This is a genomic window from Embleya sp. NPDC055664, from assembly GCF_053618075.1.
On sequence record NZ_JBSHGZ010000013.1, the window covers coordinates 40,545 to 66,521 of the forward strand.

A 25,977-nucleotide genomic window follows, 5' to 3' on the forward strand; every position below is an offset into this window, starting at 1 on the left:
CGGTCAGTCGACCGGGACGAGCAGGACGGGTGCATGGCAGTGGTGGAGGAGGGCGTGGCTGACCCGGCCCAGGCGGGTGCCGAAGCGGGCGGTGCGGCGGTGGGCGGCCAGGACGACGACGTCGGCTCGGTGCGACGCGGTGATCAGTGCGTGCGCCGCCGTGTCGCGGGGGGTCTCGATGTCCACGTCGACGCCGGGGTGGTCGGGACGCACCTGGGCAATGACGGCCTCCAGCGCGCTGCGTCGCAGCGCGTCGGCGGCGGCGGAATCGCCGGCCGGCACCGGGATGGCCATGGGGAACGGGGGCGGATCCAACCACGCGGTCACCACGCGCAGGCGCGATCCGCGCACCCGGGCCTCCTCGAAGGCCGCTTCGACGGCGGGCAGGCAATCGGACCCGGCGACACCGAGTACGACCGTGCCCTCGTCGCCGTCTCCCGACGCCGCTGTCGCAACTCCCGGGCGAACCACGAGCACCGGACAGATCGTGTACGCGGCGACGGACAGGCTCACCGATCCGAGCAGGAGTTCCGCGACCGGTCCGCGTCCGCGACTGCCGAGCACCATGAGCGTGGCGCCCTCCCCCGCCACGAGCAACCGCTCGATCGTGTTGCCACGTGTCGCGCGCGCCGTCGGTTCGAGCTGCGGGTACAGCTCCCGGACGCGGAACGCGGCGTCCTGCGCGATGCGTTCGGCTTCCTTGCCCGCGTCCTCTGCGGGTATCGCCCATTCGCTGTATTGGACCGGGTCCCACACGGTGACGATCTCCAACGGGAGCCCGCGCAGGGCGGCTTCCCGTGCCGCGTGCTCGACCGCGAGATTCGCCCCTTCGGATCCGTCCACGCCGACGATCACGCGCGGTTCGGTATTGACTGCCATGTGCGTTCTCCTCTGGTCGTGCGGCCCACCATGCCTCCGCCCGCGACCGCGCGGCAGGGCTGACCGGCCCTTCGCCGGTGGGCCGGTCGGCCCTGGAACGCGTCGTGGGCCGGACGCACGCTGGGGGACGGGTCGTGGCGATGTGCCCGGCTGGCGACACCTGTTCCGTGTGCGATTCGCCCGAGGAGAAGCCCGATGACGCTGTCCCCGCCGATCGCGCCGCTCGGGACGGTCGGCGATGTCACCTCCGCCGCCGCGCTGTCGGTTTCCGATGTCCTGCGCGGGCTCGACACGGACGCCGCCTCGGGGTTATCGGACGGGGCGGCGGCGAAGCGGCGCATCCGCTTCGGCCCCGCCCTCGACGACACCGCCCTGGCCGCCGCGGTCGTCGACACCACCGTGTTCGCCCGCGTCGGCCCCGAACACAAGGCCCGTATCGTGCGGGTGCGTCGCAGCAGCGGTACCGGCGGCGGTGTCGCGTTCCTGGGCGACGGCGTCAACGACGCGCTCGCGCTGCACGCCGCCGACGTGGGCATCTCGGTCGAGTCCGCACACGATGTCGCCAAGGACGCGGCCGACGTGATCCTGCTGGAGAAGAACCTCGACGTGCTGGCCGACGGCGTCGCCGAAGGCCGCCGGATCTTCGCCAACACCATCAAGTACGTCCCGATGGGCACCTCCGGCAACTTCGGCAACATGGCCTCCGCCGCCGGCGCGTCGCTGTTCCTGTCCTTCCTGCCGATGCTGCCGTCGCAGATCCTGCTCAACAACCTGCTCTACGACACCGGCCAACTCGCCATCCCCACCGACAACGTCGACGACGAACAACTGCGCCGGCCCTCGCACTGGGACATCGCCTTCATCCGCCGCTTCATGCTGTGCTTCGGCCCGCTCAGCTCGGTGTTCGACTTCGCCACGTTCGCGGTCATGTTGTGGGTCTTCGACTCCGGACCGAGCAGTTCCGCAGCGGTTGGTTCGTCGAATCCCTGGCCACCCAGGCGCTGGTGATCTTCGCGATCCGCACCCGGCGCGTCCCGTTCCTCCGCAGCAGACCCAGCCTGCCGCTGACGCTGGCGACCCTGGGCGTCGTCGCCGTCGGGGTGCTCATCCCCGCCACCCCGTTCGCCCACGCCCTCGGCTTCCGCCCGCTGCCGGCGGCGTTCTTCGCGGCCTCGTGGGCATGGTCGTCGGCTACCTGGCCCTGATCGAAGTAGGGAAACACCTCTTCCACCGCGCAGCGGCGGTCGACCACCCGCACCGGCGAGCCGGCGACGAACTCCGGCACCTGCGTCGCCGCGCCGCGTACTTCAGCACCGGTCTGCGTCGTTCGCCGGCCGCTCCACGGTGACGCCGGCCACCCGCCCCGTCTCCGCGTGACCGGGTGCCCTCCGTTCGCTGCGCCGGGCGGCAAGGCAGGCGAGCAAACGGGGATCGGTGCTCGACGTGGTGTCGGTGTGGGAGCATCTCGCGGACACGAAGCCGGACTTCCCGGGCAGTGATGCGCCGGTGGAGGTGGCTCGTGAGCGCCTGCGACACGCCTTGTCCGAGTTGTTCCGCGACACGAACGCGCCGCCCCGAGTCCTGGCCGCCCCGATCGAGGGACCGCCCGGCGGACGTGGCGATCCTCGACGGGCGACTGCCCGACGGCAGCGGGATCGACGTGTGTCGTGACGTGCGCTCGCGGTTTCCCGAGATCAAGGCGTTGATCCCGACCTCGTACGACGACGAGGAAGCACTGTTCGCAGCGATCCTGGCAGGCGCGTCCGGCTACGTCCTCAAACAGATCAGGGGCCGGGATCTCGTCGCCGCGGTGCGCACTGTCGCGGCCGGGCAATCGTTGCTCGACCCGGCGGTGACCACCCGAGTTCTCGACCGGGTCCGCAGCGGGTCGGTCGCCGATCCGGGGACGGCGGGACCGAGCCATCGAGAGCAGCAGGTCCCGGCACACATCGCGGAGGGTCTGACGAACCGTGAGATTGCCGAGGCCCTGGGTCTCGCGGAGAAGACGGTCAAGAACTACGTCTGGGCCGTGCTCGACAAGCCGGGCGTCGAACGCCGCGTCCAAGCGGCCGTATACGAGACCGAACGACACCACGACCACGACGAGCACCGACCCTGACCCCGCACCCATTCGCCCGCTCACCTCGGCGAGGTCGGCCAGGGAATCGCGAGGACTGTGAGGGCCGGGGAGATGCCACGTCCGCGCTCCGCGACACCGGCCCCGCACCGTGGTGTAGCCCCTCCCGTTGAAAACGAGGACCGATTCGACATGCCCGCGCGAGACCTCCTCCCCGGCATCAGGCAACCACCATATTGTGGCAAGGTAATAATATTTAGAGCGAAAGTTCGACCAATACAGTATTCCGAGAAATATAATCACCCGATCGGGGCGGAACGCGATATTCCTGCCTAGGGTGGTTGTTTGTCGGCCGAGGAATTTCTTCGGCCGCGCAAATCGGAAGGTATTCCCATGCGCTTCATGCGCACTCCCGTCATGTCCCGGACCCTCGTGGTCGCCGCCATCGCCGTGGCCGGCCTGGCGACTCCGACCCTTGCCTCCGCCGCGGCCCTGGTCGACGCGGGCGGCTCCGGGTCCCGCGTCGCCATCGGCATCCTCGGCTTCCCCGGTGGCAACGGTGCCGACGGCGTGGGCACCAATGGCGGCCTCGGCGGCCTGGGCGGCACCGGTGGCGCGGCCGGTGCCAACGGCAACGGCGGTACCGGCGGAACCGGCGGCAACGCCGACGGCAGCGCCAGTGTCGGAGGTGCCGGCGGTACCGGCGGCGCGGGCGGTGCCAACGGCAACGGCGGCAACGGCGGCTTCGGCGGCGCGGCCACCCTCGGCGGGACCGGTGGCAAGGGCGGCGTGGGCGGCGTCGGCGACGCGGGCGCCGGGATCGCCGGCGGCAAGGGCGGCAACGGCGGGGCGTCCACGGCGGGCGGCGGCCACAAGGGCGGCCTCGGTGGCGCCGGCGGGGCAGCCAGTCCGGTCTGTCCCGGCATGCCCGGCGGCAACGGCACCGCCGCCACGTTCGGCGCGGACGGCACCACCGGCGCCACCGGCGCCTCAGGCCATACCACTCTCCCCTGCTGAGGCACCACGCGATCGGCGACCGCCCTCGCGCGGTGAGCGGAATTCGGGCAGGCGCTCCGTCGGGTCTCCCGGCGGAGCGCCTGCCCGTCCGTCGGCACCGTCGGGGAACCGGGCATCGGCCGACCATGACCGTGCGCCCGTCTCCCTCTCCGTCTCACGACGCCGGTATCGGCGTCCTCGGTCCGTGCTCGGGTTCAGTGCTCGAGTTCGGCCAGGGGTTCGGTGCCGTCGATGAAATCTCGGGCGACGTCGGAGAGTCGGCGGTTGTGCGAGCGGGCGTAGCCGCGTAGGGCGGTGAACGCCTGTTCCATGTCGAGGTCGTGGCGTTCGGCGAGTTTGCCTTTGGCCTGTTCGATCACGACGCGGCTGTTCAGTGCCGACTGCAGTTGTTCGTTGACGACGCTGCTGCGGTGAAAGGACCGTTGTTGGAGCAGGCTGATGGTCGCGACGTCGGCGAGGGCTTGGGCGATCCGGGTGTCGACGGGGTCGAAGGGTCCGGGGGTGACGCGGAAGAGATTGAGGGCGCCGATGACTTCGTTGCGCAGGCGCATGGGCAGCGCCTGGACGGCCGCGTAGCCGTTCGAGCGTGCTTCGGCGACGAAGTGTTGCCACCGGTCGGTTTCGGCGGCGAGGTCGGGGACGGACACCGCAGCGCCGGTGCGGTAGCACTCCAGGCAGGGGCCCTCGTCGTTCTGCAATTGGAAGAGTTCGAGCAGACGCACCCGTTCGTCGGAGGCGGCCATCACGCGAAGTTCGCCGTTCGGGTCCGCGAGGAGTACGCCGGCGGCTCCGACGCCAAACATGCCGACGCAACGATCGGTGAGCAGGCGCAGGAAGTCGATGAGGTCGAAGTCGGCGACGAGGTTGTCGGCGAGTTCGACGAACGTCTTGGCAAGGAGTTGTTCATCCATCAGCGTCACCCTCGGTCGAGACTGGTCCCGCGATAGGCGGACGAGTAAGCGCGGTGGGGCCGGCGCTGCCTCGCGGCGGGTCACGGGCCGGCGCGCGACTGCTCCCGAGGTTGAGGCGCGGTCGATGGGCGACCCCACGCGAGCCAGGCGTCGGTTGTGAGCGTAGCCGAACGCCTGGGCTTCGTGGGTGCGGAAGCCGACCACGCCATCCTCGACACGGCGCTCGACCGCGCACTCCTCGCGGGCCTGCCCGTCGAGCCGTACGAGGAACAACTCGGGCCCGACGGCCGGCTCCTGCTCTACACCGGCGGTGTCACAGAGGCGCGCATCCCGAAGCCGAGACCTCCGGACCCGACCGGTTCGTCGACTTCGCGACCGGCCGCATCGCCGATGCCCGCCGGCGCCCGAGACCCTGCGTCGTCCGATCCGCGCGATCCGGGAATATCACCGTCGCCGGAACCGACCTTCGCCGGTATCTCCCGTGAAGCACGAGGCACTCGGCGTGCGCCGGCGACATGTCCGGGACGGCGAACGGCCCTGAAGTACCGGGCCACGCGCACCCGGTGGACGGGTGCGTGGCCGGCGCTTCAGGGCCGGATGTCACGGGATGCCGATCAGGCTGCGGTGACCGCGCGGGGTGCGGGGCGGGTGCCGGGGCCGGATCGGCGGGCCTGGGCGGAGCCGCTGCGGCGTCCGCGTGAGGAGGAGCCGCCGGCGGTGCGGCGGGGGCGGTCCACCGCCGGCGCGGTGATGACGACCGGGATTCCGGAGGGTGCCTGGGCGCCGGTGATCCGGGTCAGTTCGGCCTCGCCGGAGCGGACCTGGGTGGTCTGCGGTGTGATGCCGGCGTCGGACATCAGGCGGGCCATTTGGCGGCGCTCGCCGGGCAGGACCAGGGTGACCACGCTGCCGGACTCGCCGGCGCGGGCGGTGCGGCCGCCGCGGTGCAGGTAGTCCTTGTGGTCGCCGGGCGGGTCGACGTTGACGACCAGGTCGAGGTTGTCCACGTGGATGCCGCGGGCGGCGACGTTCGTGGCGACCAGGACGGTGACGTGGCCGGACTTGAACTGGGTGAGCGTGCGGGTGCGTTCGGGCTGGGACTTGCCGCCGTGCAGCGCGGCGGCGCGGACCCCGCTCTCCAGCAGGTGCGCGGTGAGGCGGTCGACCGCGTGCTTGGTGTCGAGGAACATGATCACCCGGCCGTCGCGGGCGGCGATGTGCGTGGTGGCGGCGTTCTTGTCCGATCCCTGGACGTGCAGCACGTGGTGTTCCATCGTGGTGACCGCGCCGGCGGACGGGTCGACCGAGTGCACGACCGGGTCGTGGAGATACTTGCGCACCAGCAGGTCGACGTTGCGGTCCAGGGTGGCCGAGAACAACATCCGCTGCCCGTCGGGGCGTACCCGGTCCAGGAGTTCGGTGACCTGCGGCATGAAGCCCATGTCCGCCATCTGATCGGCCTCGTCCAGGACCGTGACACCGACCTCGGTCAGCACGCAGGCGCCGCGATCGAGGAGGTCCTTGAGCCGGCCGGGCGTGGCCACGACCACCTCGGCGCCGCCGCGCAGTGCGGTGATCTGGCGGCCGATCGGCGTGCCGCCGGTCACCGTGGCCGTCCGCAGTCGCAGCGAACGGGCGTACGGGGTCAGGGCGTCGGTGACCTGCTGGGCCAGCTCACGGGTGGGCACCAGCACCAGCGCGAGCGGATGCCGGGGTTCGGCGCGCCGGCCGGCGGTACGCGCGAGCAGTGCCAGGCCGAAGGCCAACGTCTTGCCGGATCCGGTCCGGCCCCGGCCCAGCACGTTGCGGCCGACCAGCGAGTTCGGCAGCGTCGCCGCCTGGATCGGGAACGGCTCGGTCACACCCAGGCCGGTCAAGGTCGCCAGCAGTTCGGACGGCATGTCCAACTCGGCGAAGGAGGCCACCGCGGGCAGCGCCGGGGTGGTGGTGACCGGAAGCGCGAATTCCCCCTGCGCCCCGGAGGAACGACGGCCGTAGCCGCCGGAACCGCCCGAACGGGCGTAGCCGCCGGAGCGACCCGAGGAGCCGGAGGTGCCGGAACGTCCGTAGCCGCTGCCGCCGGCGGCCGAGCGGCCGTAGCCGCCGGTGCCGCCGCTACGGCCGCGGGAGGAGGAACCGTACGAAGAGCTGTTGGAGCGGGCGTTCGGGTTCACGGGGAACCTTCCTCGACACGGCACGTACCGCGGAGACCCGGCAGCCGAAAGCCGCGCAAGGCATCACGAGAACGAGCCGAAATGAAAAGCGGAAACGAAGCGGGGCGAAGGAAATTCGCGCGAACACACTTCGAAAGGCGCGGCGTCGTCGGAAAAGACGGCCGGCTCGAACGGACTGCAAGGTCCGGGGGCGGCGGGCGGTGCGCGGTCGAAAGCCGTCGGCCGCCGCCTGCCGGGCGGGGATACTGCGTCGCCTGCCGTCGCCGTGACCTCGGGACGAGGAACGAGCGGCCGGCGGCGGAAACACGAACGCCGTGCGAGGACCCCGCGACCTCACGGTGGCGGGGTCCTCGCACGGAGGCGCCGAAAGGCGTCAGGCGGGAACGATGTTCTCGGCCTGCGGGCCCTTCTGGCCCTGGGTGACGTCGAAGGAGACCTTCTGGCCTTCCTGGAGCTCACGGAAGCCCTGGGCGGCGATGTTCGAGAAGTGGGCGAAGACGTCGGGGCCGCCGCCGTCCTGCTCGATGAAGCCGAAGCCCTTGTCCGCGTTGAACCACTTCACGGTACCGGTGGTCGCCATGTCGTTCTCCTTCATCGGGGGAGCAGTTCCGGAATCCAAGATGTGCGATTCCGCGTCGCCGCAAGGAGCCCATCCGGAGATGACCGGCCAAACAAAAAATGCACCTGCGGATCACGCCCGTCAGGTGCACACAAAGTTCATGGGTACCACAACTGCAACTGGAATCAACGTAGCACGGATACCGACGACTTCGGGTATTCCCGGCGCGGGCCCGCTGCGCCGCGGCACCGGTACGGTGGGAGTTGCTCGGTGGACTGCGGGTGATGTGCCGACGATACTGGGCGCGAGACACGGCAGGGCCGATCCCCGTGAGGTTCGCCTACGACCGTGGGGATCTGAGGCTGTGGTGTCCGTCCGACCGCGTGAGGAACTGTTGGCGGCGGCGTTCGTGGATCTGGCGAACACGCTGGTGCGGGATTTCGACGCCATCAACTTCCTGCACACCCTCGCCGAGCACTGCGTCGAACTGCTCGACGTCGCGGCGGCCGGGGTCATGCTGGCCACCCCCGAGGGCCGGGTCGTGGAGGCCGCGGCCTCGGACGAGCGCACCCGCAATCTGGAATTGGCGAGTATCGAGTGGGACGAAGGGCCGTGCCGCGACTGCTGTCACACCGGCGCCCCGGTCTCCGACGTCGCACTCGACACCGAGATGGCACGCCGACGATGGCCTCGATTCACCCCCCACGCATTGGACATGGGCTTCACCTCCGTCGTCGCGGCCCCGTTGCGCCTGCACGACACCACGATCGGTGCCCTCAACCTCTTCCGAGACCGCTCCGGCCCGCTCGACCCGGCGCACCTGCGCCTGGGGCAGGCGCTGGCGGACACCGCCACCATCGGCGTGCTGCAACACCGCGCCGTGCACGAGCAGATGACCGTGGCGGCCCAGTTGCAGGCCACCCTGGACAGCCGGATCGTGATCGAACAGGCCAACGGGTTCCTGGCACACCATCGCGAGATCGGCGTCGACCGGGCGTTCCGGCTCCTGCGCGCCCATGCCCACGCGCACGGTCTGCGCCTGACCGACGTCGCCCGGGCGATCCTGGACGGCAGCGTGGACCCGTCCTTGATCGGCCCCGGTGCCTGACACACCGCCGGGCGGTGCCACCGCCTCCAGGCCGGGGGATCCGCGATGACATCGGTGTCGCAGCGCGCGATGGCCCGGTACCTGCTCGCCCAACAGACCCGAGCCGGCCCCGCCCTGAGTCCGCTTCCGCTGTCCGAGTGCGCCGAGTCCCTGGGCCTGGACGGACTGGCCTTCCTCCTGGCCCCCGGCGGCCCGCCCCCCGAACTCCTCCAATCCTGCGGCGCTTTGACCGCCCCGTTGGAGGACCTGCAACTCACCCAGGGCCAAGGACCCAGCACCGACGCCGCCCACGGCACGCTCTTCCTCGCCGCCGACCTCCCGGCGATCCCGCCGACGCGCTGGCCCGGCCTGCTCCCCGAGATCATGGACCTGGGCGTGCACGCCATCTTCGCGTTCCCCCTGCGGCTCGGCGTCATCGTCCTGGGCGTCCTCACCGGCCACCGCACCACACCGGGCCCGATGACGCCCGGTCAACTCACCGACGCGTTCGTCCTGGCCGGAGCCCTCGGATCACTCCTCATCGGTGTCGCCGCACAACCCGACTCCCCCACCGCGTTCCTCGCCGAAGGGCAGGAACTGCACTTCGCCGAGGTCCATCAGGCCACCGGCATGCTCAGCGCACAACTGGGCATCACACCCGCCCATGCCCTGATACGCCTGCGGGCCCACGCCTTCGGGCACGACTCACCTCTGCTGGACACCGCCCGCGCCGTCCTCGACCACCGCCTGCACCTGCGCACCGAGGACGACGACGGGCCGACCCGCCCATGACAGGCCACCCGGCCGGCCCACAGCGCAGGACCCGGGTAGGCGCGTTCGGGTCCGACTCGCATCCACCGGAAAAGGGCCGCATGACGTCCATCGAAACGGCCCGAGAGCCGACCGGCTCGAACATCACCGCCCAACCGTCGGCCGCCGTGTGCGATCCGCGGCGGCTGGCCGCGGTCACCGCGAGCGGCCTGCTCGACAGCCCTCCGGAGGAGTTCTTCGACAACCTCGTCCGACTGGCCCTGACGATCACCGGCGCCCGCGCGGCGTTCCTCACGGTCGCGGACACGGAGCGGGTGTTCTGGAAGAGCGCGATCGGCGTCGATCCCGACGCGGCCACCCGCGAGAGCCGCCTCGCGGACAGTCCCTGCCACCTCCTGATCGCCACCCGCGCGCCGTTGATCGCCGAGGACGCCCGCTACGCCCCCCGCGTCGACGGCTTCGAGGTCCTGTCCGCCGCGCGGATCGGAGCCTGGGCCGGCTACCCGGTCCTCTCCGTCGACGGCCATGTCCTCGGCGGCTTCTACGTCGTCGACACCCGACCACGCCCCTTCACCACGGCCCATCTGCAGGCTCTGCAGACCGTGGCCCGCGCGGCCTCCTCCGAGATCGCCCTGCGCCAGGCACTCACCCGGGCCCGCGACGCCGGCCACGCCTCCGCCACCCTCGCCCGAACCCTCCAGGACAACCTCCTGCCGCCACGCCTGCCCACCGTCCCGGGCCTGGACGCCGCCGCGCTGTACCTGGCCGCCGACATCACCGGCACCGACGTCGTCGGGGACTTCTACGACCTCTTCCGCACCGGCGGCAAGAACTGGTGTGCGGTCATGGGCGACGTCTGCGGCAAAGGCATAGAGGCCGCCAAGATCACCGCACTGGCCCACTACACGATCCGCACCGAGGCCACCCAACACGCGGCGCCCGCCAAGATCCTGCACCGTCTGCACGAGGCACTGGTCGAGCAGCGCACCGACGACCGCTTCCTCAGCGCCGTCCTCGCCATCCTGCGCCCGGGCCCCGACGGCATCACCGGCCGCCTCTCCAGCGCCGGTCACCCACCCCCGCTGATTCGGCGCGCCGACGGCACCGTCGAGGAAGTCCACTGCCCCGGCACCCTCTCCGGCACCTTCATCGACGACGTGCGACTGACCGAGACCCACTTCCGCCTCGACCCCGGCGACGCCCTGCTGCTCTACACCGACGGCATCACCGAGGCCCGCGCCGGACGCGGACACCCCCTGTTCGGCGAAGAACGCCTCGCCGAAACCCTCGGCGAAACCCGCGGCCTGGACGCCGCCCGAACCGTGGACCACCTCTCCCACGCGGTCACCGACCACGCCCGAGGCCACGCCTCCGACGACACCGCCCTCATGCTCCTGCGGGCGCCACCCGCAAGCTGACCCCCGTCCCGCACCGATCACACCGCCTGTGTTCACTTTTCGGGCCCTACGCGGTCGTCGTCCGCGGGGTCCCGGCGAAACGGCACGGGCGTGCGGCATCGGGGAGTTCGGTGCGATGCGTCCCTGCCGCACCGGAGTCGACGAGCCGTCGAGGGTGGGGCTCGTCGCCGGCACCGTCCGGACGCGGTCCCCGGCGACGGAATACCTCGGCGGCGGGCCTGTTCAGGGAGGGATTGTGGTACTACGTTGCGTATAGCAGCCCGGGCCCCCGGCGGCGAGACGAACCGTCCGCTCCGAGGAGGCACGTGGTGCACGCGACTACCGGGATCCGTGTCATCGCCATCGGCGCCTGCCCGGTCTTCGGCCGGGTCTGGAGAGACGCGCGCCGGTCGGTACCGTCGCGCCGCTCCCCGCTCCCACCACCAGCGGCGGGCGACAAGTGGACCCATCCCGCTGCGTGCACGCGCCACGGTGCTGCCAACCCGGTGCTCGGTCGCGACCCACGTCGCGAATCCCGTCGGCCGGCCCGTCTCGGCCGGCTTCGCACGTCGTGAGACGCCGGGCCTGCCGCCGCTCGTACGCCGGTCGCTCGTAAGCCAGTCGATGTCCCGAGGAGGTGGCTTCGCGTGACGAAGCCGATCAACCACACACTGTCCAAGCCCGAACCGCAGGTGCAGACCCGGCCCGAGGTCGGCCAGGCGCCCCACGCCGAATCACTCGAACTCGACGTACGCGAGCCGGCCACGCGGATTACGCCCAGGGAGCCGCCCGCGACGCGGGGCAGGACCTCCATCGCCGACGGCGTCGTGGAGAAGATCGCCGGTATGGCCGCCCGGGAGATTCCCGGCATCCACGCGATGGGCGGTGGCTTCGCCCGCACCTACGGCGCGGTGCGCGACCGCGTACCCGGGACCGGCAGGGCCGCGGGCCGCGGCGTCAAGGTGAAGGTCGGGGAGAAGCAGACCGCCGTCGACCTGGCGGTCGTCGTCGACTACGGCATGGACATCGCCGATGTCGCCGCGCAGGTCCGCGCCAACGTCATCGACGCGATCGAGCGCATGACCGGCCTGGAGGTCGTCGAGGTGAACATCTCCGTCCACGACATCCACCTGCCCGACGACGACATCGCGGACGATACGCCCCGCGTGCGGTAACACCCTTCCTTGCCCGACCGGCTCGGTCCTTCGCTCGTTCCGCCGCCACCGCCACACGGAGGCGATCGCCGAGCGCAACCACGAGACCCGCCAAGGCGAATGCATCCCGCCACCCCGAGCTCACACGGCTCGGACGCACGGGCACACGATTCCGCCACCGGCCCGAACCCGGCGGCGGCAGCCGGTACACCACAACCGATCAGGAGCGCACGGTCATGGGCATCATCGCCTGGATCATCCTCGGACTCGTCGCCGGGATCATCGCCAAAATGCTCGTCCCCGGCCGGGACCCCGGCGGATTCGTCGTCACCATCGTCATCGGCATCGTCGGCGCACTGCTCGGCGGCTACCTCGCCGTGCACCTCTTCCACGTCCACGGCACCCAGGGCTTCTTCAACCTCTCCACCTGGGTCAGCGCCATCGCCGGCGCCGCGCTCCTCCTCGTCGGCTACCGCCTGTTCGAAGGGCAGCGCGGCGGCACCGGCCGCCGGACCGGCAGTCGGCGCCCGCACAGGAGCCGGGCTCGCCGATGACCGCATCGTCCGCGTCGGCGACCACGCACGGGACCTGCTCGCTCTCCGATTCCCCGCGAACGGCGTGCCGGAGCGGGCAGCGGGGCAGGCACCTCAGGCCCGGTACCCCCTTCACCGCGTGCGGGCGCTCCACGCGGGATGGCCCGCGGGTCCCCGGGGAGGCCCGCGCCCGGCACCTCTGCCGCGAGATTGTCAACGCGATGGATCACCGCACACGGACGTACCTCGCTCGGTGTCGGGCAACGCGCCCCTGCGATCGTCCGACAATCGAGAGGGATGCCCGGTGCACCCGATCACCGCGATGACAACCGACGCGACCACCGGCCGGCGGCACACGCCGCCCGCCACCCTGCCGACAGCGGGCGCCACGGACGAGACGACCACGGCCGATGCTCGGGTGATGTCGAGAGTTCTCTTCGACCGGTTGAGGGTGTTGCGGGAGGGCACGCACGAGTATCAGTACGTGCGCAACACGCTCATCGAGACGAACATCCCGCTCGTGCGCTACATCGCGGGCCGCTACCGGGCCCGCCACGAGAACATGGAGGAAATGGTCCAAGTCGGCACGATCGGCCTGATCAAGGCCATCGACCGCTTCGACCCGGCCCTGGGCTACGCGTTTCCCACCTTCGCGATCCCCACCATCTCCGGCGAGATCAAGCGCTTCTTTCGCGACACCTCCTGGGCCGTACACGTCCCGCGCCGACTACAGGAACTCCGCCTGGAGTTGGCCAAGGCTCGAGACGCGTTCACCGCCGAGCACGATCGCGAACCCTGCACCGCCGAATTCGCCGAACTCACCGGAAAAGGCATCGGGGAAGTCACCGAGGGACTGACCGCCTCCGCCGGTTTCACCGCGGTATCCCTGGACGCCCTCGCGGGCAACGGCCCGGCCGGCATGTTCAGCATCCGGGCCACGTTTGTGGACCCGGGTTTCGACAGGGTCGAGAACCTGCTCATCCTCAAGCCGGCCATCGCCTCGCTCCCACAGCGCGAGCGCGAGATCGTGTCCATGCGCTTCGGCCAAGAGATGACCCAGGCCCAGATAGGCGAACACCTGGGCCTGTCCCAGATGCACATCTCCCGCTTGCTCACCCGCATTCTCGACAAACTCCGCGCCGAACTCGTCACCGACTGACCCGCGCGGCGACAAGTCCTTCGAGCCGGGACGCACGAAACGCGCAAGCGCTCCGCCGGCGGCGTCGGCCCGTTCGTCGTCCGGCGCCGTTCGCCTCCATTTCGGCTCCCGAGGCACGGCACCGATTCGTATCGCCCACGAGGCACGAGATTTCACCCCGGCTCACCGGCATCAGTCCCAGAGGGCCCGGTTTCGCATGGCCGTTCGGCCCTTCACTCGGCACGCGGTAGGACACGAGCGTGGGAACGAGCGCAGTTCCGGTGACGCACGAGAGGAAAACCGATGACGACGGCAACCCCCGCAGAGCCCGACCTGACGGCGGTCGACGACGCCCACCTGAACCGGGCCATCCGCGAACGCGGTACACACGCCCTGCACGTCACCGGCCCCGGACACGGCGGGCCCTCCGCGCTGGCCGCTTCGTGGCTGGACGGCACGTACAGCGAGCGCTTCCCGGACGTGTCCCGGGACGCGGCCGGCATGCTCACCCTGTTCCGGCGGTTCTCCCAACCCGTCGGCGTGCCCAGCCACATCGCGCCCGGCGTGCCCGGCTCGATCCACGAGGGCGGCGAACTCGGCTACAGCCTCGCGCACGCCTTCGGCGCCGCCTTCGACAACCCGGACCTGGTCGTCGCGTGCGTGATCGGCGACGGCGAGGCGGAGACCGGCCCGCTCGCCGCCTCCTGGCACGGGAACAAGTTCCTCAGCCCGCGCACCGACGGCGCCGTACTGCCGATCCTGCACCTGAACGGCTGGAAGATCGCCAACCCGACACTCCTCGCGCGCATGCCACGTGGGGAGTTGGACGCGCTCCCTCAACTACCTGCTCACCTCCCACGTCTGGCGCCAGGACCAGAACGGCTTCTCGCACCAGGACCCCGGCTTCGTCGACAACGTCATCAACAAACGCCCCGAGGTCGTCCGCGTCTACCTGCCGCCGGACACCAACACCCTGCTGTCCGTAGGCGATCACGTCCTGCGCAGCCGCGGCCTGGTCAACGTGATCGTGGCCGGCAAGACGCCCACCCCCGACTGGCTCACCATGGACGAGGCGATCCTGCACTGCACGCGCGGCGCGGGGGTGTGGGAATGGGCCTCCAACGACGAGGGATACCCCGACGTGGTGTTGGCCTGCGCCGGTGACGTGCCGACCCTGGAGACCCTGGCCGCCGTCGACCTGATCCGCCGTCACCTACCCGAACTGCGCGTGCGCGTGGTCAACGTGGTCGACCTGATGCGACTGCTCCCCGAGAGCGAACACCCGCACGGCATGCCGGACGCGGCATACGACGCGCTGTTCGGCGTCGACGTCCCCGTGATCTTCGCCTACCACGGCTATCCCTGGTTGATCCACCGCCTCGCCTACCGCCGCCGCAACCACGCCCATCTGCACGTACGCGGATACAAGGAATACGGCACCACCACCACGCCGTTCGACATGGTCGTCCTCAACGACATGGACCGCTACCAACGCGTCGTCGACGTCATCGACCGCGTCCCCGGCCTCGGTTCGCGTGCCGCGACGGTACGCCAGACCATGCTCGACGCCCGCACCCGCCACCGCTCCTGGATCCTCGAACACGGTGAGGACATGTCCGAGGTCCGCGACTGGACCTGGTCGGCCGACTCGCCAGGTACCCGCTGACCCGAACCGGGGGCCCGCAAAGGTTCGCGACGCCCGAACCATGCCTTGTCGCCGCCCACTTCGCGAGCCCCGGCCACCCATGCCATGCTGCATGATCCCTCCCCGAGGCCACGTCACACCATGTCCCCTCCGCCGGGACCGGGATCGGGCCGAACGTCCGCCGATACACGGCTCGTTCGGACCGACGTGCAGCCGCCGCCGAACACCTCGCGCCGGGCCAGGCCCGGTGGCCCACGCCGTGGCGAGCCGGGCCTCATTTCACCGTCTCGCGGGTCTCGCGTGCGATCCACACGTCCTCACCGGCGGTGACGACCACGCTGCGCACCCGCGCGCCCGCCGCGCCGATCTCGGCGTCCGCTCGCGCCCGTGCGTTGGCCTCCGGGTCCAACCGCACGTCCAGGAAGCCCAGTTCGGCGACCATGTCGGCGCGCAAGGTGTCGTCGTTCTCACCCACTCCGCCGGTGAATGCCGGCCACCCGCCGATGAACACCTTCGTGGGGGTCCATCCGGATCCGCGACACCGTCTTCGGCAACCTGTACCCGACCGAGAAACGCGGCGGCGCGGACTTCGACGAGGACGACGAGGCGGTGCTGCGCACCCTCGCGGCGGCGGACGGCGTCGCCATCGACAACCTGACCCGCGGGCTGCCCACCGGCGACACCGCGACGACAGCGTGGGTCCGCCGCCGACCCTCACGCGCGACAGCGGCCTGGGCAACATCCCCAAGCGGGTCGAAACCCTCGGTGGCATCTGCTCGTTCGGACCCGCGCCCGACATCGGAGCCGTCCTGGAATGGCGCGTCCCGCTGGGTTGACGGCGGCGAACGCCCGCCGATCCTCGGCTCGGACAACGACTCGGCATCCCGCTCCGGTCACACAGGCTGGGCAGCCGGGCCGCGGCCGGGGCCAGTCGGGCCCGATCCGCCGGGCCCATCGGCCCCTGCGCGGTGCTGCCGGATATGCCGCCATGGACTCAACAGGCGGTCTCTGGCGAGCCGTTGCCGTCGAGAAGGGACGAACTCGGCGCGACGGGCCCGGGCCGAGTCCTTGCGCGTGGGGTCGAATCGATCCCCTCCGCAACGACAGAGGCCGAGGCAGGCGGACACCGCACCGCGACCCGAGGAACCCGATCCCGCACGACCCGCCGAACTGCCGACCAAAGCAACCGAGCCCGTGTCCGGCGGCCGCACGAATGAACCGCCGAGCCGATCCGGCGCCGGCTCGCACACACGGCGTCGTGCGGCGCACGGACCGAGGCGTCGGTCGAGTTGCGTGCGCACGGACGCATCCGGGTCGGCCGACGGTGGCGGCCGACCCCGCCGACATCCGGGATGTCGGTCAGGCCGCGAAGGTGGGATCGGGCAGTCGATCGAGGATGGTGAAGCACGGACACAGACCGGGAACGGCGAACAGGCGCAGCACAAACGGACGCACACAAATCAAACTGAGGCTGCCGCCGTGGGCCAGCAGTCGTTCGTGGGCACGCGCCAGCAGCCTGATGCCGCAGGAGCCGATAAAGGTCACCGGGCGCAGGTCGATCAGCAGCAGCGCCGGCCCGATCGCGGTAAAGCAATCGAGGTGGAACTCGATCTCCGGAGCGTTCGCCGCGTCGATCGCGCCTCGCAACACGATCACCAGGGCATTACCGTGCCGGCGGATTGACAACAGCGGATAGGCACCCGAAACGGACATGGCGATCCCCGATCGTGTCGATGTGCGATGACATCGACGGGGTCCGGGCCGATACGGGAAGCATAAGCACGTGGAACCTATTTCCTACTATTAAAGGCAATCACCGCCATCCGACCGGGTAACGGAGGATACTTGCCAGGCATCCGTCGGCAGACAGCCCACCGTCGAGCCTGCCGGGGCGGTGGCACGAGATGGTCGGCAGGAAGGCAGCCGGCGCCCCCCGGAAACCCGGCCGAAGGCGTTGCGCACATCGGCGGGCGGGTGAGGGGCGTGACGATGAGTGCCATCGAATCGGCATCAGGTTCGGACTGCGGCGGGGCGGTCGCGGCAGGGCGAGATTGTTCGCGGCATGCGGGCCGAAATCCCGCTGGGACGCGCACATCCCCGCGTATCTCGATCGGGCCTCAGTCGGCGAGAAGTTCGGTCCGCAGCCTGGCGAGTGTGCGGGCGAGCAGGCGCGAGACGTGCATCCGGGAGATGCCCAGGCGTTCGCCGATCTGGGACTGGGTGAGTTCCCGGCCGAAGCGCACCGACAGGATGTCGCGGTCGCGCGGTGGGAGAGCCGCGATCAGCGGCTTGAGGTCGTGCAGATTCTCCGCGAGGTCGTAGCCGGGGTCGACGAACGCGGCGCGCGAGGCATTGGCCTCGGCGGGACCGTCGCCGCCGACGGGGGCATCGAGGGAGGCAGCCGTGTAGCCCGCGGCGGCGGTGAGTCCCTCGACGACCTCCTCGACGGCGAGGCCGAGCCTGTTCGCGAGCTCCGCCGGGATGGGTTCGCGGTCGTGTTCGGTGGTGAAGGCGTCGCGGGCCTTGACCGGTTCCAGGCGCAGTTCCTGGAGCCGGCGGGGCACGTGGACGGACCAGGAGGTGTCGCGGAAGAACCGCTTGATCTCCCCCGAGATGGTGGGGACGGCGAAGGTGGGGAACTCGACGTCGAAGGAGGGGTCGAAGCGGTCGATGGCCTTGATCAGGCCGATCGTGCCGACCTGGACCATCTCCTCGGTGGTCTCCGGGCGCGAGCGGAAGCGCCCGGCGACGAACCGCACGAGGGGGATGTTGAGTTCGATCAGGGTGTTGCGCACGTACTGGTACTCGTGCGTGCCCTCCTCCAACACCCCCAGCCGATCGAACAAGACCTTGGACATCGCCCGCGCGTCAGCCGCCGTGAACGCCCACCGGGCCTCGCGCGGGAGTTACGGAGCCCCGCGCGTGCACGCGGTCCTGGTCCGCGGCGGTGCCCGGGTCGGGCGCCGCCGCATCGCGCGGCTGATGCGCGCAGCAGGCCTCGTCGGCGGACATCGCCGACGAGGACGGCGCACCACCGTCCCCGACCCGCACGCCTCCGGCCGCCCCGACCTGATCGGGCGCGACTTCACGCCCGGACCGGCACCGGTGACGCGATGGTGCGGCGACATCACCCACCTGCCCACCGAACAGGGATGGCTGTTCCTCGCCACCGTCATCGACATCGCCACCCGCAAGGTCGTCGGCTGGGCCTCCGCGGACCACCTGCGCACCGAGCCGGTCGCCGACGCGCTGCGCGACGCCGTTCGCAGACAGCGCCCGAACGCCGGAAAGGTGTTCCACTCGGATCGCGGCCGCCAGTACACCAGCCACGAATTCGCCCTGCTCGCAACAGGGTTCGGGATCCGTCTCTCGGTCGGACGCACCGGCCGGTGCCGGGACAACACACTCGCCGAGTCGTTCTTCGCCACCCTCAAGAACGACCTGGGACCGGGCCGGCCCTGGCCGACACGGGCCGCCGCCCGCGCCGAGGTATTCGAGTACATCGAGGCCTGGTACAATATCCGCAGGCTGCACAGCAGCCTCGGCTACCGCACACCCGTCGAATACGAGGCCGCCCTCACGGCGGCCTGAACAACACAACGAGGGTGTCCGTCAAAGCGGAGCAAGCTCACCCGCTCCGCCGCTCGCGGCCGAGGCACGATCGTCGGCCGCGCCGGGTTGTACTGCAGCCGATGCTGCCGCACCGCCTCCCCCAACGCACTCGACAACGTCGCCATGCACCGATGAACCGTCACCCGCCCCCGACCGGCCGCAAGCTGCCGCCGAGCGAACCCCACCAGATGACGACGACCGAGCTCGTCCAACCGGATCACACCGAGATGCGGCACCAGATCGTTGACCACATAGTCCCGATAGCGAGCCAACGTGGTCGGCTTCCACGTCAACGCCTTGGCCTGCAACCACTCCGACAGGTACTCGGCCACCGTCTGATTCGGATCCGCATCGAACCCACCGACCGCCCCCTCCAACAAACGCCGCAACGCCGCCGCAGCAGCCTCGTCACTGTCGAAGCCACCCCGCCGAACCGTCACCCGAGACCCGGACGGCGCAGGCAGATCCACCGCGAACGTCCACGTACCGTGCCCGGGATCAGCCACCAGCCCCGGACAACGAGCACCGATCTGCCTACGCCCTTCATCACGACAACCACACCGACGATGGACACGGCCTTTACAGGCTGAAGAACGCATCGTGATCGCTTCCCAAGAGCGAAGGGGCCCCTACCTCAACCCTGCACGCCCACCCCGCGACCACAACCCGGTACCAACCCATCCCGACCAGCAGATATCTCTTGTCGTGGCGACAAGTGCCCCGGGCCGATGTATCCGCGCGGCGCCATGGCGCGGCATCACACATCGTCAGCTGTCGTGTCGTTGATTCCCAGCAGCCGGCCTAGTTCGCGAGTTCGTCCAGGCGCGCGGCCAGGGTTCCACGCTCGTATAGGTGGGCCCATCGTCGGAGTTCCGTCCGATCGGTGTCCCCCAAGTCCAACTGTTCGGCAATACGCGCGAGACGTCGGTCCACATCGTCGCGGGTGGGACGACTGCGCGCGCCGAGGTATTCGTCCATACGCTCGACCAGAGCTCGGCGCCGGGTTCCCGGGTCCGCGCACCACAGTTGAAAGAGACATCCCGAATGGCGCATGAACGAGCCGACCTTGGTGAGCGTGAAGGGACCGTCCGGGCCGAAGGACTCGGAGGGCAGGGTCGCGCGCCAGCCGCCGCGGTCGAGGGCCTTCGGGCCCGTGGCCAAGGGGTGCTTCTCGCGCATCCATACCTGGGCGCGCTCGGGATCAGTCTGCTCCGACGCCAACGCGGACACGATCTCGACTGTTTCCTGCACCACCGTGCTCAGATCCGGGTCGGCCTCATCGCTCGCCTGCCCGTACGCAAGATGACGTAGCCGACCGCCCGGACCGCCCTCCCACCCGCGCACTATGTAGACCGGCAGGAACACCATCTCCTCGCCGAGACTTTGCGGATCGTCGATCCGGGCAGGCAGGTTGTAGCGGTCGCGTTCGGGGCTCGCGCTCAATCGGGCGAGCGCATCCCGGGCGAACCCGCGCGTGCTCACGAGCAGGGTGAAGCGCTGCCCGTTCCGGCCGGCGTGGGCGGCGTCGAGTCGGTCACCGGACAGCAGGGTCACCGGATCACCCGCGTAGTAGCGCCGAGTCAGCGGCCGCGACCCGAACGCGTCGAAGTACAGCCTGCGCCGATCCTCGCGCGTCACCACATATCGGGTGCCTGCGCGCACCGATCGGCGACCGAGTTCAGTGAGCTCCACCTCGTTCCCGGTGCGGACGACGTGATCGATCGCGACCAGCGGGCGCAGCGCCCGATCCACCAACACCGCGTCGAGGCCGAAGAATCGAGCCAGGCCGTCGACCGTGTTCAGGTGGCCTTCGTCGATGGCACGTTCAAGGTAGTGGTCGATCAGGTCGTACGGCTTCCCCTCGGTCACGGTGGCCCGGATTTCGACGGACCACACGGGGAGCAGTACCGGGAAGACACCGGTGGGCGCGATACCTTCGACGAACGCCGCATGCTCGACCGCGCGCGTCTCCGGGTATGGGATCAGCCACTTCGCTGAGCCCTGCGCCCGAGTTCGGGTACTCAAGCCCGCCTCCAGTCCGTGTCGAAGTCGGCCAATCTTTTCCGCACGTCGAGATACTGCAGGATCTCGCCCCGGTCCACGAGGTGTACGCGTAGCGCTTCCGCGAGCTTGCGAAACGCCGGGTCATCGGCGTTTCCGATGGTCTCGGCGTCGCCGACGAGGACGAGGAGTCGCTTAACCCGGGTGAACGCCACGTTGATCCGGCGCAGTTCCCGCAGAAAACCCACCCTGCCGTTCGGGTTGCTTCGGGTGAAGCCGTACAGGATCACGTCGCGTTCGCCGCCCTGAAACGAGTCGACGGTGCCGACATTGTGTCGGCAGACGTCGAGATCACCGATCAGGCCCGCCAAGGCGCGGGTGATCAGGTCCACTTGCGCGCGGTAGGGCACGATGACAGCCCATTCGGCGCCTCGACGATGGTAGAAACACGCCAATTCGACGAGGAGTTCGGCCTCGGCCGCGTTGCTGGTGCCAGGGACGTTCCCGTCCTCCGCGGTGCCACCCGACTTTTCGTACCGGCGGCGCGGCGGCAGCCGTGCGGTGTCCACGAACACCATGGGAGCGGCGAAGAGCGGGTCCCGATGTTCGCGCCGGGCCGTGGCGGTGTGCAGGTTGCCGCCGTAGAACCTCTCCGAGATGAAGCCGCAGAGCTCGGCCGGCATCCGGCGTTGGAGGGTGAGTTGCACGACGTGACTACGGGGCAGGCCGTCCAAGAGCAGTTCGAGGGCACTCTTCGCGAGCAGGTCCCGCGTCTCCTGGTCGGCGTCCGCGCCCCATTTCTCGACGTCCGTATCCAGGAAGGGCGGGAGTTGGCGCTGGTCGCCGACCAGGATCGCGCGCTTCGCCCGGACCAGGGGTACCAGCACGTCGGTGACTCCGATCTGCCCGGCCTCGTCGACGATCGCAAGATCGAAGTCGAGCTCGGCGAGTTCGGGTCGGGAGGCCACGCCGATACAAGTCGCGGCGATCACGTCCGCGTAACGGATCAGTTCCGGATGCAATTGATCGGTCTCGCCGCTGACTGCCTCGTGCCATTGCTCGCGCAGATGTGCCCGTGCGGCGATCAGCGGCAGGTACGTGTCGAGCCAATTGCGCAGTTCACCGACCCTGCGCCCGCTCGGGTCCGGGTCGGTGGAGTCATAGGGCGGAGCCAGTCCCTCCGCCGGGCCGAGTGCCACGCACGTCTCGCGGGCCGCGATCCGAGCGCCGTTGTGGGCCTCCTGCCACGCCTGCCGGGTGGCCGCGAGCACGGCTGCGGCAGCACGCACCGTCGGGTCGGCCTGGGCCTCGGCGAAGGCGGCGCGTTCGGCGGCATCGAGGTTGGCCCGGAGGCCGGCCACGGCCGCGTCGAGTTCCGCGGCCCGAACGAACAACGCGTCCAGCCGTGCCCGCAACGTGCGGGCTCGGCGCGCGTACAGGCCGCCGAGCACCGGCATGGCCGTGCGCGAGGCAATCTTGTCGTGTTGTCGGATCCGCACCTCGATGTTCCCGTGATGCCGCTGCGCCTGGTCGCCCGCCAGGGCAAGTCGCTCGGTCCACGCATCCGCGGCGGCGCGCGCCGGCCCGCGGACCGCACGGCGTTTGGCGTCGAGGTCCGCACGGGCTCGGGCCGCATGTTCGGTCATCACCGCCAGTTCGTCCACACGCAGCGAGAATTCCTCGGCCCAAGGGGCGACATTCTCGGGATGCGTGCACACGTCCGGCGCGTTCGCGGTGCGGCCGAGGATTTCGCCTCGCAGGTCGGCGATCTGGTGGTCGAGAAGATACGGCCTGCCCTCCGCGGTGACACTGTTCTCATGGCCCACTCGCACGATCACCAGGTCGCGAGGCAGCCGGGCCAGCACGTTGTCCACCGCACGGTGTGTATGCGAGGTGACCAGGATGCGCTGGGGTGGCTCCGCGACGGCGCTGGATCGCACGATCTCGCTGATCGTCCGGGTCTTGCCGGTCCCCGGTGGGCCGAGCACGACGAGCAGGTCGGGTACGGTCAGCGCCTTTTGGTAGGCCGTAAGTTGATCGGCGTCGAGCGGCTCCGCAGGCCATCTCTCGGCCGCCCGGAACGGTTGTACCCGGCGTTCGGTGAGCAGGGGCAGAAGGGCCGGATTGGCTTCCTGGCCGGTCCGCAGCCGGGCGACCGCTTCTCGCTGTTTGCGGTAGACGACATCGGTCGGGGTCGTCTCCAGTTCTCCCTGATGCGCAAGGTCGTCCCACGCGACGGGCTCGTCGAACCGTACGGTCGCGATTTCGTGTCCTCCCTCGGCGACGACCCGGATCACTTGGCCGCGCCGCTCGGACCCGCCGCGTAGTTGGACGAAGGCGCCCTCCTGGGGAGTCCACCCGCCGACAAGATGGAATCGGTACACCGCCCGGGTCCCCCGTCGTCGCTCACCGGTCGCGCTCACGGCACGGTACGGAAACGGCGGGGCGGTCCGCGTCTTCTCGCCGTCGATCCGCTGGGTGGCGTCGATCAACCGGTCGAGGGTTTCCAGTAGACCCGCCGACCGATCCGTCGGGGCGGGCACGCCGTGGGCGGTGGAGTGCGCCGCGAGCAGTCCGGTCCATGCCGCGTCGAGTCGGGGCCAGTACGCGTCGGAGCCGGCAGGTATCTCTCGAGGCTCGTGCACGAGTCGCCAACCCGGCGGACGCACCCGGAGGTAGCGCTCGGCGAGCCGGCTGTGGTCGGCGGGGCGCAGCGGGTGTATCCCGGCGATGGTGTATCCGTCGCGGTACCGGGTGGGGAACAGGCGTACGACGTAGGAGGGTCCGAACAGGAGCATGCTCCTGTCGGTGCTGCCGGACCTGGGTTCGTCGAGGGCGGTCGGCACACCGTCGGTGCGCTCGTTCAGGTAGTCGATCAGCACACCGAGGTCGTCGGGAACGTATGGATTGCTCGCCTGCCGACGCAGTTGTCCGTCCAGCGTCTTTCCCGGGACCAGCGTGACCGCGCCGGGTAGTTCGACGAGGTGGATCGGCATGTGTGCTCCTCTGCTCCTGCGTCGCGGCCAAGCGTGGTCAGGCGAGTTCGGCTCGGACGGCGGCCAGGGCTGCGGCGAACTCCTCGATGTCCGGACGCGATCTCGGGTCGGTTTCAAGGCCCTGCCTCAGCGCTCGACCCAGAGATGCCGGCAGGTCCGGCCGCGGGTTCGACCCGGGTATGGGAGCGGTCGGATGTGGTGCCCGGCCCGTCACCAGGTGGTAGGCGATCGCGGCGAGCCGGTACACGTCCGTGCGCGGTCCCGGAGTGCCCGAGCTGCGGCGCCGGCTCTGCTCGGGGGCCTGGGGTCCGTCCGGTGCTTCGCCCGATCGCGGCTCCCTCGCGGCGAGGCCCAAGTCACGAAGCACGAGTCGGCCGTCGTCGAGCGTGATGACGACGTTCGTGGCGAGCCGGCGATGACCGATCCCTCGACGGTGCAGCGGTGCCAATGTCGCGCAGAGTCCGGTCAGGCCGGTGAGCAGACGTGCGGTCCGCCAGGGGTCCGGCGGCACGGATCGTGCGCCCCACGCCTCGGCGAGTGTTTCGGCGGGGCCGCCGCCGGGGCGGGCCGGCGGCCACCCGAGCACCAGGGTCGACGTTCCGCGTCCACCGGTCACCGCGATCGACGGCGGCAGGCCCGGTAGGGGCCCGAGTTCGTCGATCAGGCGGTACTCGGCGGCGAGTTCGCCCAGTGCGGCGCGCGCTTCGGACCCGTCGGCGGCGGCGTCGACACGGTGCAGCCACACGTATCGCCCTGCTGTGGAACGTTCCTGGCCGCGAATAAGGCTCAGCCCTCGAGCCCGGCGCGAGTGCACCGAGCGAACGGCGCAGAACGTGTCGTGCAGGTGCTCGCTGTGCAGCAGATATCGACGCCCTTCCACCTCGACCTCCGCGCCGCCGTGCCAACCGGCGGACGATCTCGGGGCGGCGGCGTCGCTCGTGGCAACCACGATTCTCGCGGACGCCGGGGAGAGGCGCGGCGTTCGCCCGGGACCGGACGAAGCCCGTACCGATGGCAGCCGGCCGGGACGAAGGGAGGTGCCGAGTAGGTCTTCCAACGCCGGAACGCGCGCCGCGTCGACTCCTTCCGCCCACCGCTCAGCCGACACGGCGGCCAGCGTGCCCAACCCGTCCGAGCGATGGTGTCGGCTGACGATGCCGACGACGTGTCCGGCGATCCATACCGCCGCACCGGACATGCCTTCCCAGGGCGACACCTCGGGATCCGGGTCGCGGTCGGGCGGGGGTACGTGGATCGACAGGGTGCCCTCGCGACGATTCGAGAGCGGGGCGAGTGTGCCGAACGCGTCGCACGAGTCCCGGTACCGGGATCCGTCCCGCGGGTCCTCTCGCAGCTTGAACCAGGGGAAACCCACCATGCGGCATTCGTAGGGGAGTTCGTGCCCATCGAGGCGACCGAATCGCACCGGTGGCCGATTCTCGCCCGGCACGAGCAGTACGGCCACATCCGTCCGTTCGTCCACCCACGCCGGCTCTCCGGCCGACTCACGCGCGCCGGGCCGATCCGCGTCGAAGCGCACCCGCACCGCCGCCGCCCCTGCGATCACGTGAGCTGCCGTCAGCACCCGCCCGGGACCGATCAGATAGCCCGACCCACGCCGAACGCTCCCATTGCCCAAGGTCACGATGATCTCCGCGACCCGTCCGGGGGTGACTCCCGCCTGCACTGCCATCGCGTGGTCAGCGTTCGCCGTGGGCCTGCGTTCCGGAGATCAGCGGTGATGCGTTCGTACCCGCCAGTCTGGGCTGGAGGGTGAGCGAGATCTGTTGAGTGTGCTCGTGGCCCTTGCGCCCCTGGGTGTCACCCTCGACCACCCAGAAGCGCACCTTGGCACCGGCGCCGGCCTCGCGCGTGACCGTGACGGTGGCGCTGATCTCGACCGGCCCCAACTCGAACCGCAGGCGTTCGCCCGCGCCGTATTCCATCGCGTCGGTCAACTCGCGCCGTAGATCACGAATCATCTGCGCCAGCTCGATCATTTCGCATCCCCCTCGATGACGCCGTT

22 protein-coding genes and 2 pseudogenes are annotated in these 25,977 nt (G+C 70.3%); 12 read left to right on the plus strand and 12 right to left on the minus strand.

The window, feature by feature from the left end; all coding sequences use genetic code 11:
- Positions 1-3 precede the first annotated feature (3 nt).
- Positions 4-879 (minus strand): universal stress protein, encoded by an 876-nt coding sequence (locus tag ACWGR4_RS22210; RefSeq protein ID WP_452131017.1) that lies wholly within the window; start codon positions 877-879, stop codon positions 4-6.
- A gap of 195 nt (positions 880-1,074) precedes the next feature.
- On the opposite strand from ACWGR4_RS22210, the pseudogene ACWGR4_RS22215 reads away from it, so the two are divergent.
- The 3 genes and pseudogenes from ACWGR4_RS22215 (at position 1,075) to ACWGR4_RS22225 (ending at position 3,973) form a co-directional block, all read left to right on the plus strand.
- Positions 1,075-2,084, plus strand: a pseudogene (locus ACWGR4_RS22215) (HAD-IC family P-type ATPase).
- Between the two features lie 410 nt (positions 2,085-2,494).
- Positions 2,495-2,998, plus strand: a complete 504-nt coding sequence (locus ACWGR4_RS22220; protein WP_452131016.1) for a LuxR C-terminal-related transcriptional regulator — start codon at positions 2,495-2,497, stop codon at positions 2,996-2,998.
- A gap of 360 nt (positions 2,999-3,358) precedes the next feature.
- The gene (locus ACWGR4_RS22225) at positions 3,359-3,973 is read left to right on the plus strand and encodes a hypothetical protein (RefSeq protein WP_452131015.1); all 615 of its coding nucleotides are present in this window, start codon (positions 3,359-3,361) and stop codon (positions 3,971-3,973) included.
- Between the two features lie 194 nt (positions 3,974-4,167).
- On the opposite strand, the gene ACWGR4_RS22230 is transcribed toward ACWGR4_RS22225, so the two are convergent.
- From ACWGR4_RS22230 to ACWGR4_RS22240, 3 genes are all read right to left on the minus strand, one after another.
- On the minus strand, positions 4,168-4,884 hold the full coding sequence (locus ACWGR4_RS22230; RefSeq protein ID WP_452134109.1) for a GAF and ANTAR domain-containing protein: 717 nt from the start codon (positions 4,882-4,884) through the stop codon (positions 4,168-4,170).
- A gap of 614 nt (positions 4,885-5,498) precedes the next feature.
- Positions 5,499-7,058, minus strand: a complete 1,560-nt coding sequence (locus tag ACWGR4_RS22235) for a DEAD/DEAH box helicase (RefSeq protein ID WP_452134108.1) — start codon at positions 7,056-7,058, stop codon at positions 5,499-5,501.
- Between the two features lie 373 nt (positions 7,059-7,431).
- Positions 7,432-7,638: a cold-shock protein gene (locus ACWGR4_RS22240; RefSeq protein ID WP_452128391.1), complete on the minus strand. Its 207-nt coding sequence runs from the start codon at positions 7,636-7,638 to the stop codon at positions 7,432-7,434.
- A 343-nt stretch (positions 7,639-7,981) separates the two neighbouring features.
- Here ACWGR4_RS22240 and ACWGR4_RS22245 point away from each other — a divergent pair, with 343 nt between their 5' ends.
- The 7 genes and pseudogenes from ACWGR4_RS22245 to ACWGR4_RS22275 all read left to right on the plus strand — a co-directional run.
- Positions 7,982-8,725, plus strand: a complete 744-nt coding sequence (locus ACWGR4_RS22245) for a GAF and ANTAR domain-containing protein (RefSeq protein ID WP_452128392.1) — start codon at positions 7,982-7,984, stop codon at positions 8,723-8,725.
- Positions 8,726-8,770: 45 nt separating this feature from the next.
- Positions 8,771-9,496, plus strand: a complete 726-nt coding sequence (locus ACWGR4_RS22250; RefSeq protein WP_452128393.1) for an ANTAR domain-containing protein — start codon at positions 8,771-8,773, stop codon at positions 9,494-9,496.
- A gap of 80 nt (positions 9,497-9,576) precedes the next feature.
- A complete protein-coding gene (locus tag ACWGR4_RS22255) occupies positions 9,577-10,893 on the plus strand; it encodes a PP2C family protein-serine/threonine phosphatase (RefSeq protein ID WP_452128394.1) in 1,317 nt (438 codons plus the stop codon).
- Between the two features lie 749 nt (positions 10,894-11,642).
- Positions 11,643-12,047, plus strand: a complete 405-nt coding sequence (locus ACWGR4_RS22260) for an Asp23/Gls24 family envelope stress response protein (protein ID WP_452128469.1) — start codon at positions 11,643-11,645, stop codon at positions 12,045-12,047.
- A 215-nt stretch (positions 12,048-12,262) separates the two neighbouring features.
- Positions 12,263-12,580, plus strand: a complete 318-nt coding sequence (locus ACWGR4_RS22265) for a GlsB/YeaQ/YmgE family stress response membrane protein (protein ID WP_452128395.1) — start codon at positions 12,263-12,265, stop codon at positions 12,578-12,580.
- A 292-nt stretch (positions 12,581-12,872) separates the two neighbouring features.
- Positions 12,873-13,718, plus strand: coding sequence for a SigB/SigF/SigG family RNA polymerase sigma factor (locus ACWGR4_RS22270; protein WP_452128470.1), 846 nt, complete (start codon positions 12,873-12,875; stop codon positions 13,716-13,718).
- A 333-nt stretch (positions 13,719-14,051) separates the two neighbouring features.
- Positions 14,052-15,363, plus strand: a pseudogene (locus ACWGR4_RS22275) (phosphoketolase family protein); the annotation flags it as partial.
- Positions 15,364-15,616: 253 nt separating this feature from the next.
- On the opposite strand, the gene ACWGR4_RS22280 reads toward ACWGR4_RS22275, so the two are convergent.
- Entirely contained in the window at positions 15,617-15,817 is a 201-nt protein-coding gene (locus ACWGR4_RS22280) for a hypothetical protein (protein WP_452128471.1), read from the minus strand.
- A 220-nt stretch (positions 15,818-16,037) separates the two neighbouring features.
- Between ACWGR4_RS22280 and ACWGR4_RS22285 the strand changes: the two genes are divergently transcribed.
- Positions 16,038-16,178, plus strand: a complete 141-nt coding sequence (locus ACWGR4_RS22285; protein ID WP_452128396.1) for a hypothetical protein — start codon at positions 16,038-16,040, stop codon at positions 16,176-16,178.
- Between the two features lie 523 nt (positions 16,179-16,701).
- Here ACWGR4_RS22285 and ACWGR4_RS22290 read toward each other — a convergent pair.
- Positions 16,702-17,055 (minus strand): STAS domain-containing protein, encoded by a 354-nt coding sequence (locus ACWGR4_RS22290; protein WP_452128397.1) that lies wholly within the window; start codon positions 17,053-17,055, stop codon positions 16,702-16,704.
- 404 nt (positions 17,056-17,459) lie between these two features.
- Entirely contained in the window at positions 17,460-18,200 is a 741-nt protein-coding gene (locus ACWGR4_RS22295) for a SigB/SigF/SigG family RNA polymerase sigma factor (protein WP_452128398.1), read from the minus strand.
- Between ACWGR4_RS22295 and ACWGR4_RS22300 the strand changes: the two genes are divergently transcribed.
- Positions 18,109-18,933, plus strand: a complete 825-nt coding sequence (locus ACWGR4_RS22300) for an IS3 family transposase (protein WP_452128399.1) — start codon at positions 18,109-18,111, stop codon at positions 18,931-18,933. The genes ACWGR4_RS22295 and ACWGR4_RS22300 overlap by 92 nt on opposite strands.
- Here the strand turns inward: ACWGR4_RS22300 and ACWGR4_RS22305 are convergent.
- From ACWGR4_RS22305 to ACWGR4_RS22325, 5 genes are all read right to left on the minus strand, one after another.
- Positions 18,888-19,424 (minus strand): tyrosine-type recombinase/integrase, encoded by a 537-nt coding sequence (locus tag ACWGR4_RS22305; protein WP_452128400.1) that lies wholly within the window; start codon positions 19,422-19,424, stop codon positions 18,888-18,890. The two genes, ACWGR4_RS22300 and ACWGR4_RS22305, sit on opposite strands and share 46 nt — an antisense overlap.
- A 331-nt stretch (positions 19,425-19,755) precedes the next feature.
- Entirely contained in the window at positions 19,756-20,979 is a 1,224-nt protein-coding gene (locus ACWGR4_RS22310; protein ID WP_452128401.1) for a hypothetical protein, read from the minus strand.
- The gene (locus tag ACWGR4_RS22315; RefSeq protein ID WP_452128402.1) at positions 20,976-23,951 is read right to left on the minus strand and encodes a DEAD/DEAH box helicase; all 2,976 of its coding nucleotides are present in this window, start codon (positions 23,949-23,951) and stop codon (positions 20,976-20,978) included. Before ACWGR4_RS22315 ends, ACWGR4_RS22310 begins: the two co-directional genes overlap by 4 nt.
- A gap of 37 nt (positions 23,952-23,988) precedes the next feature.
- Complete coding sequence (locus tag ACWGR4_RS22320) at positions 23,989-25,644, minus strand: trypsin-like peptidase domain-containing protein (RefSeq protein WP_452128403.1); 1,656 nt, start codon at positions 25,642-25,644, stop codon at positions 23,989-23,991.
- Positions 25,645-25,651: 7 nt separating this feature from the next.
- Positions 25,652-25,951: a trypco2 family protein gene (locus ACWGR4_RS22325; protein WP_452128404.1), complete on the minus strand. Its 300-nt coding sequence runs from the start codon at positions 25,949-25,951 to the stop codon at positions 25,652-25,654.
- Positions 25,952-25,977 lie beyond the last annotated feature (26 nt).

What these genes read in the sequence shown, in the direction of transcription:
- ACWGR4_RS22210 (WP_452131017.1), bottom strand. Translation starts at nt 879, where the DNA reads ATGGCAGTCAATACCGAACCGCGCGTGATCGTCGGCGTGGACGGATCC.
- ACWGR4_RS22225 (WP_452131015.1), top strand. Translation starts at nt 3,359, where the DNA reads ATGCGCACTCCCGTCATGTCCCGGACCCTCGTGGTCGCCGCCATCGCC.
- ACWGR4_RS22230 (WP_452134109.1), bottom strand. Translation starts at nt 4,884, where the DNA reads ATGGATGAACAACTCCTTGCCAAGACGTTCGTCGAACTCGCCGACAAC.
- ACWGR4_RS22240 (WP_452128391.1), bottom strand. Translation starts at nt 7,638, where the DNA reads ATGGCGACCACCGGTACCGTGAAGTGGTTCAACGCGGACAAGGGCTTC.
- ACWGR4_RS22250 (WP_452128393.1), top strand. Translation starts at nt 8,771, where the DNA reads ATGACATCGGTGTCGCAGCGCGCGATGGCCCGGTACCTGCTCGCCCAA.
- ACWGR4_RS22255 (WP_452128394.1), top strand. Translation starts at nt 9,577, where the DNA reads ATGACGTCCATCGAAACGGCCCGAGAGCCGACCGGCTCGAACATCACC.
- ACWGR4_RS22265 (WP_452128395.1), top strand. Translation starts at nt 12,263, where the DNA reads ATGGGCATCATCGCCTGGATCATCCTCGGACTCGTCGCCGGGATCATC.
- ACWGR4_RS22290 (WP_452128397.1), bottom strand. Translation starts at nt 17,055, where the DNA reads ATGTCCGTTTCGGGTGCCTATCCGCTGTTGTCAATCCGCCGGCACGGT.
- ACWGR4_RS22300 (WP_452128399.1), top strand. Translation starts at nt 18,109, where the DNA reads ATGTTGAGTTCGATCAGGGTGTTGCGCACGTACTGGTACTCGTGCGTG.
- ACWGR4_RS22295 (WP_452128398.1), bottom strand. Translation starts at nt 18,200, where the DNA reads ATGTCCAAGGTCTTGTTCGATCGGCTGGGGGTGTTGGAGGAGGGCACG.
- ACWGR4_RS22315 (WP_452128402.1), bottom strand. Translation starts at nt 23,951, where the DNA reads ATGCCGATCCACCTCGTCGAACTACCCGGCGCGGTCACGCTGGTCCCG.
- ACWGR4_RS22320 (WP_452128403.1), bottom strand. Translation starts at nt 25,644, where the DNA reads ATGGCAGTGCAGGCGGGAGTCACCCCCGGACGGGTCGCGGAGATCATC.
- ACWGR4_RS22325 (WP_452128404.1), bottom strand. Translation starts at nt 25,951, where the DNA reads ATGATCGAGCTGGCGCAGATGATTCGTGATCTACGGCGCGAGTTGACC.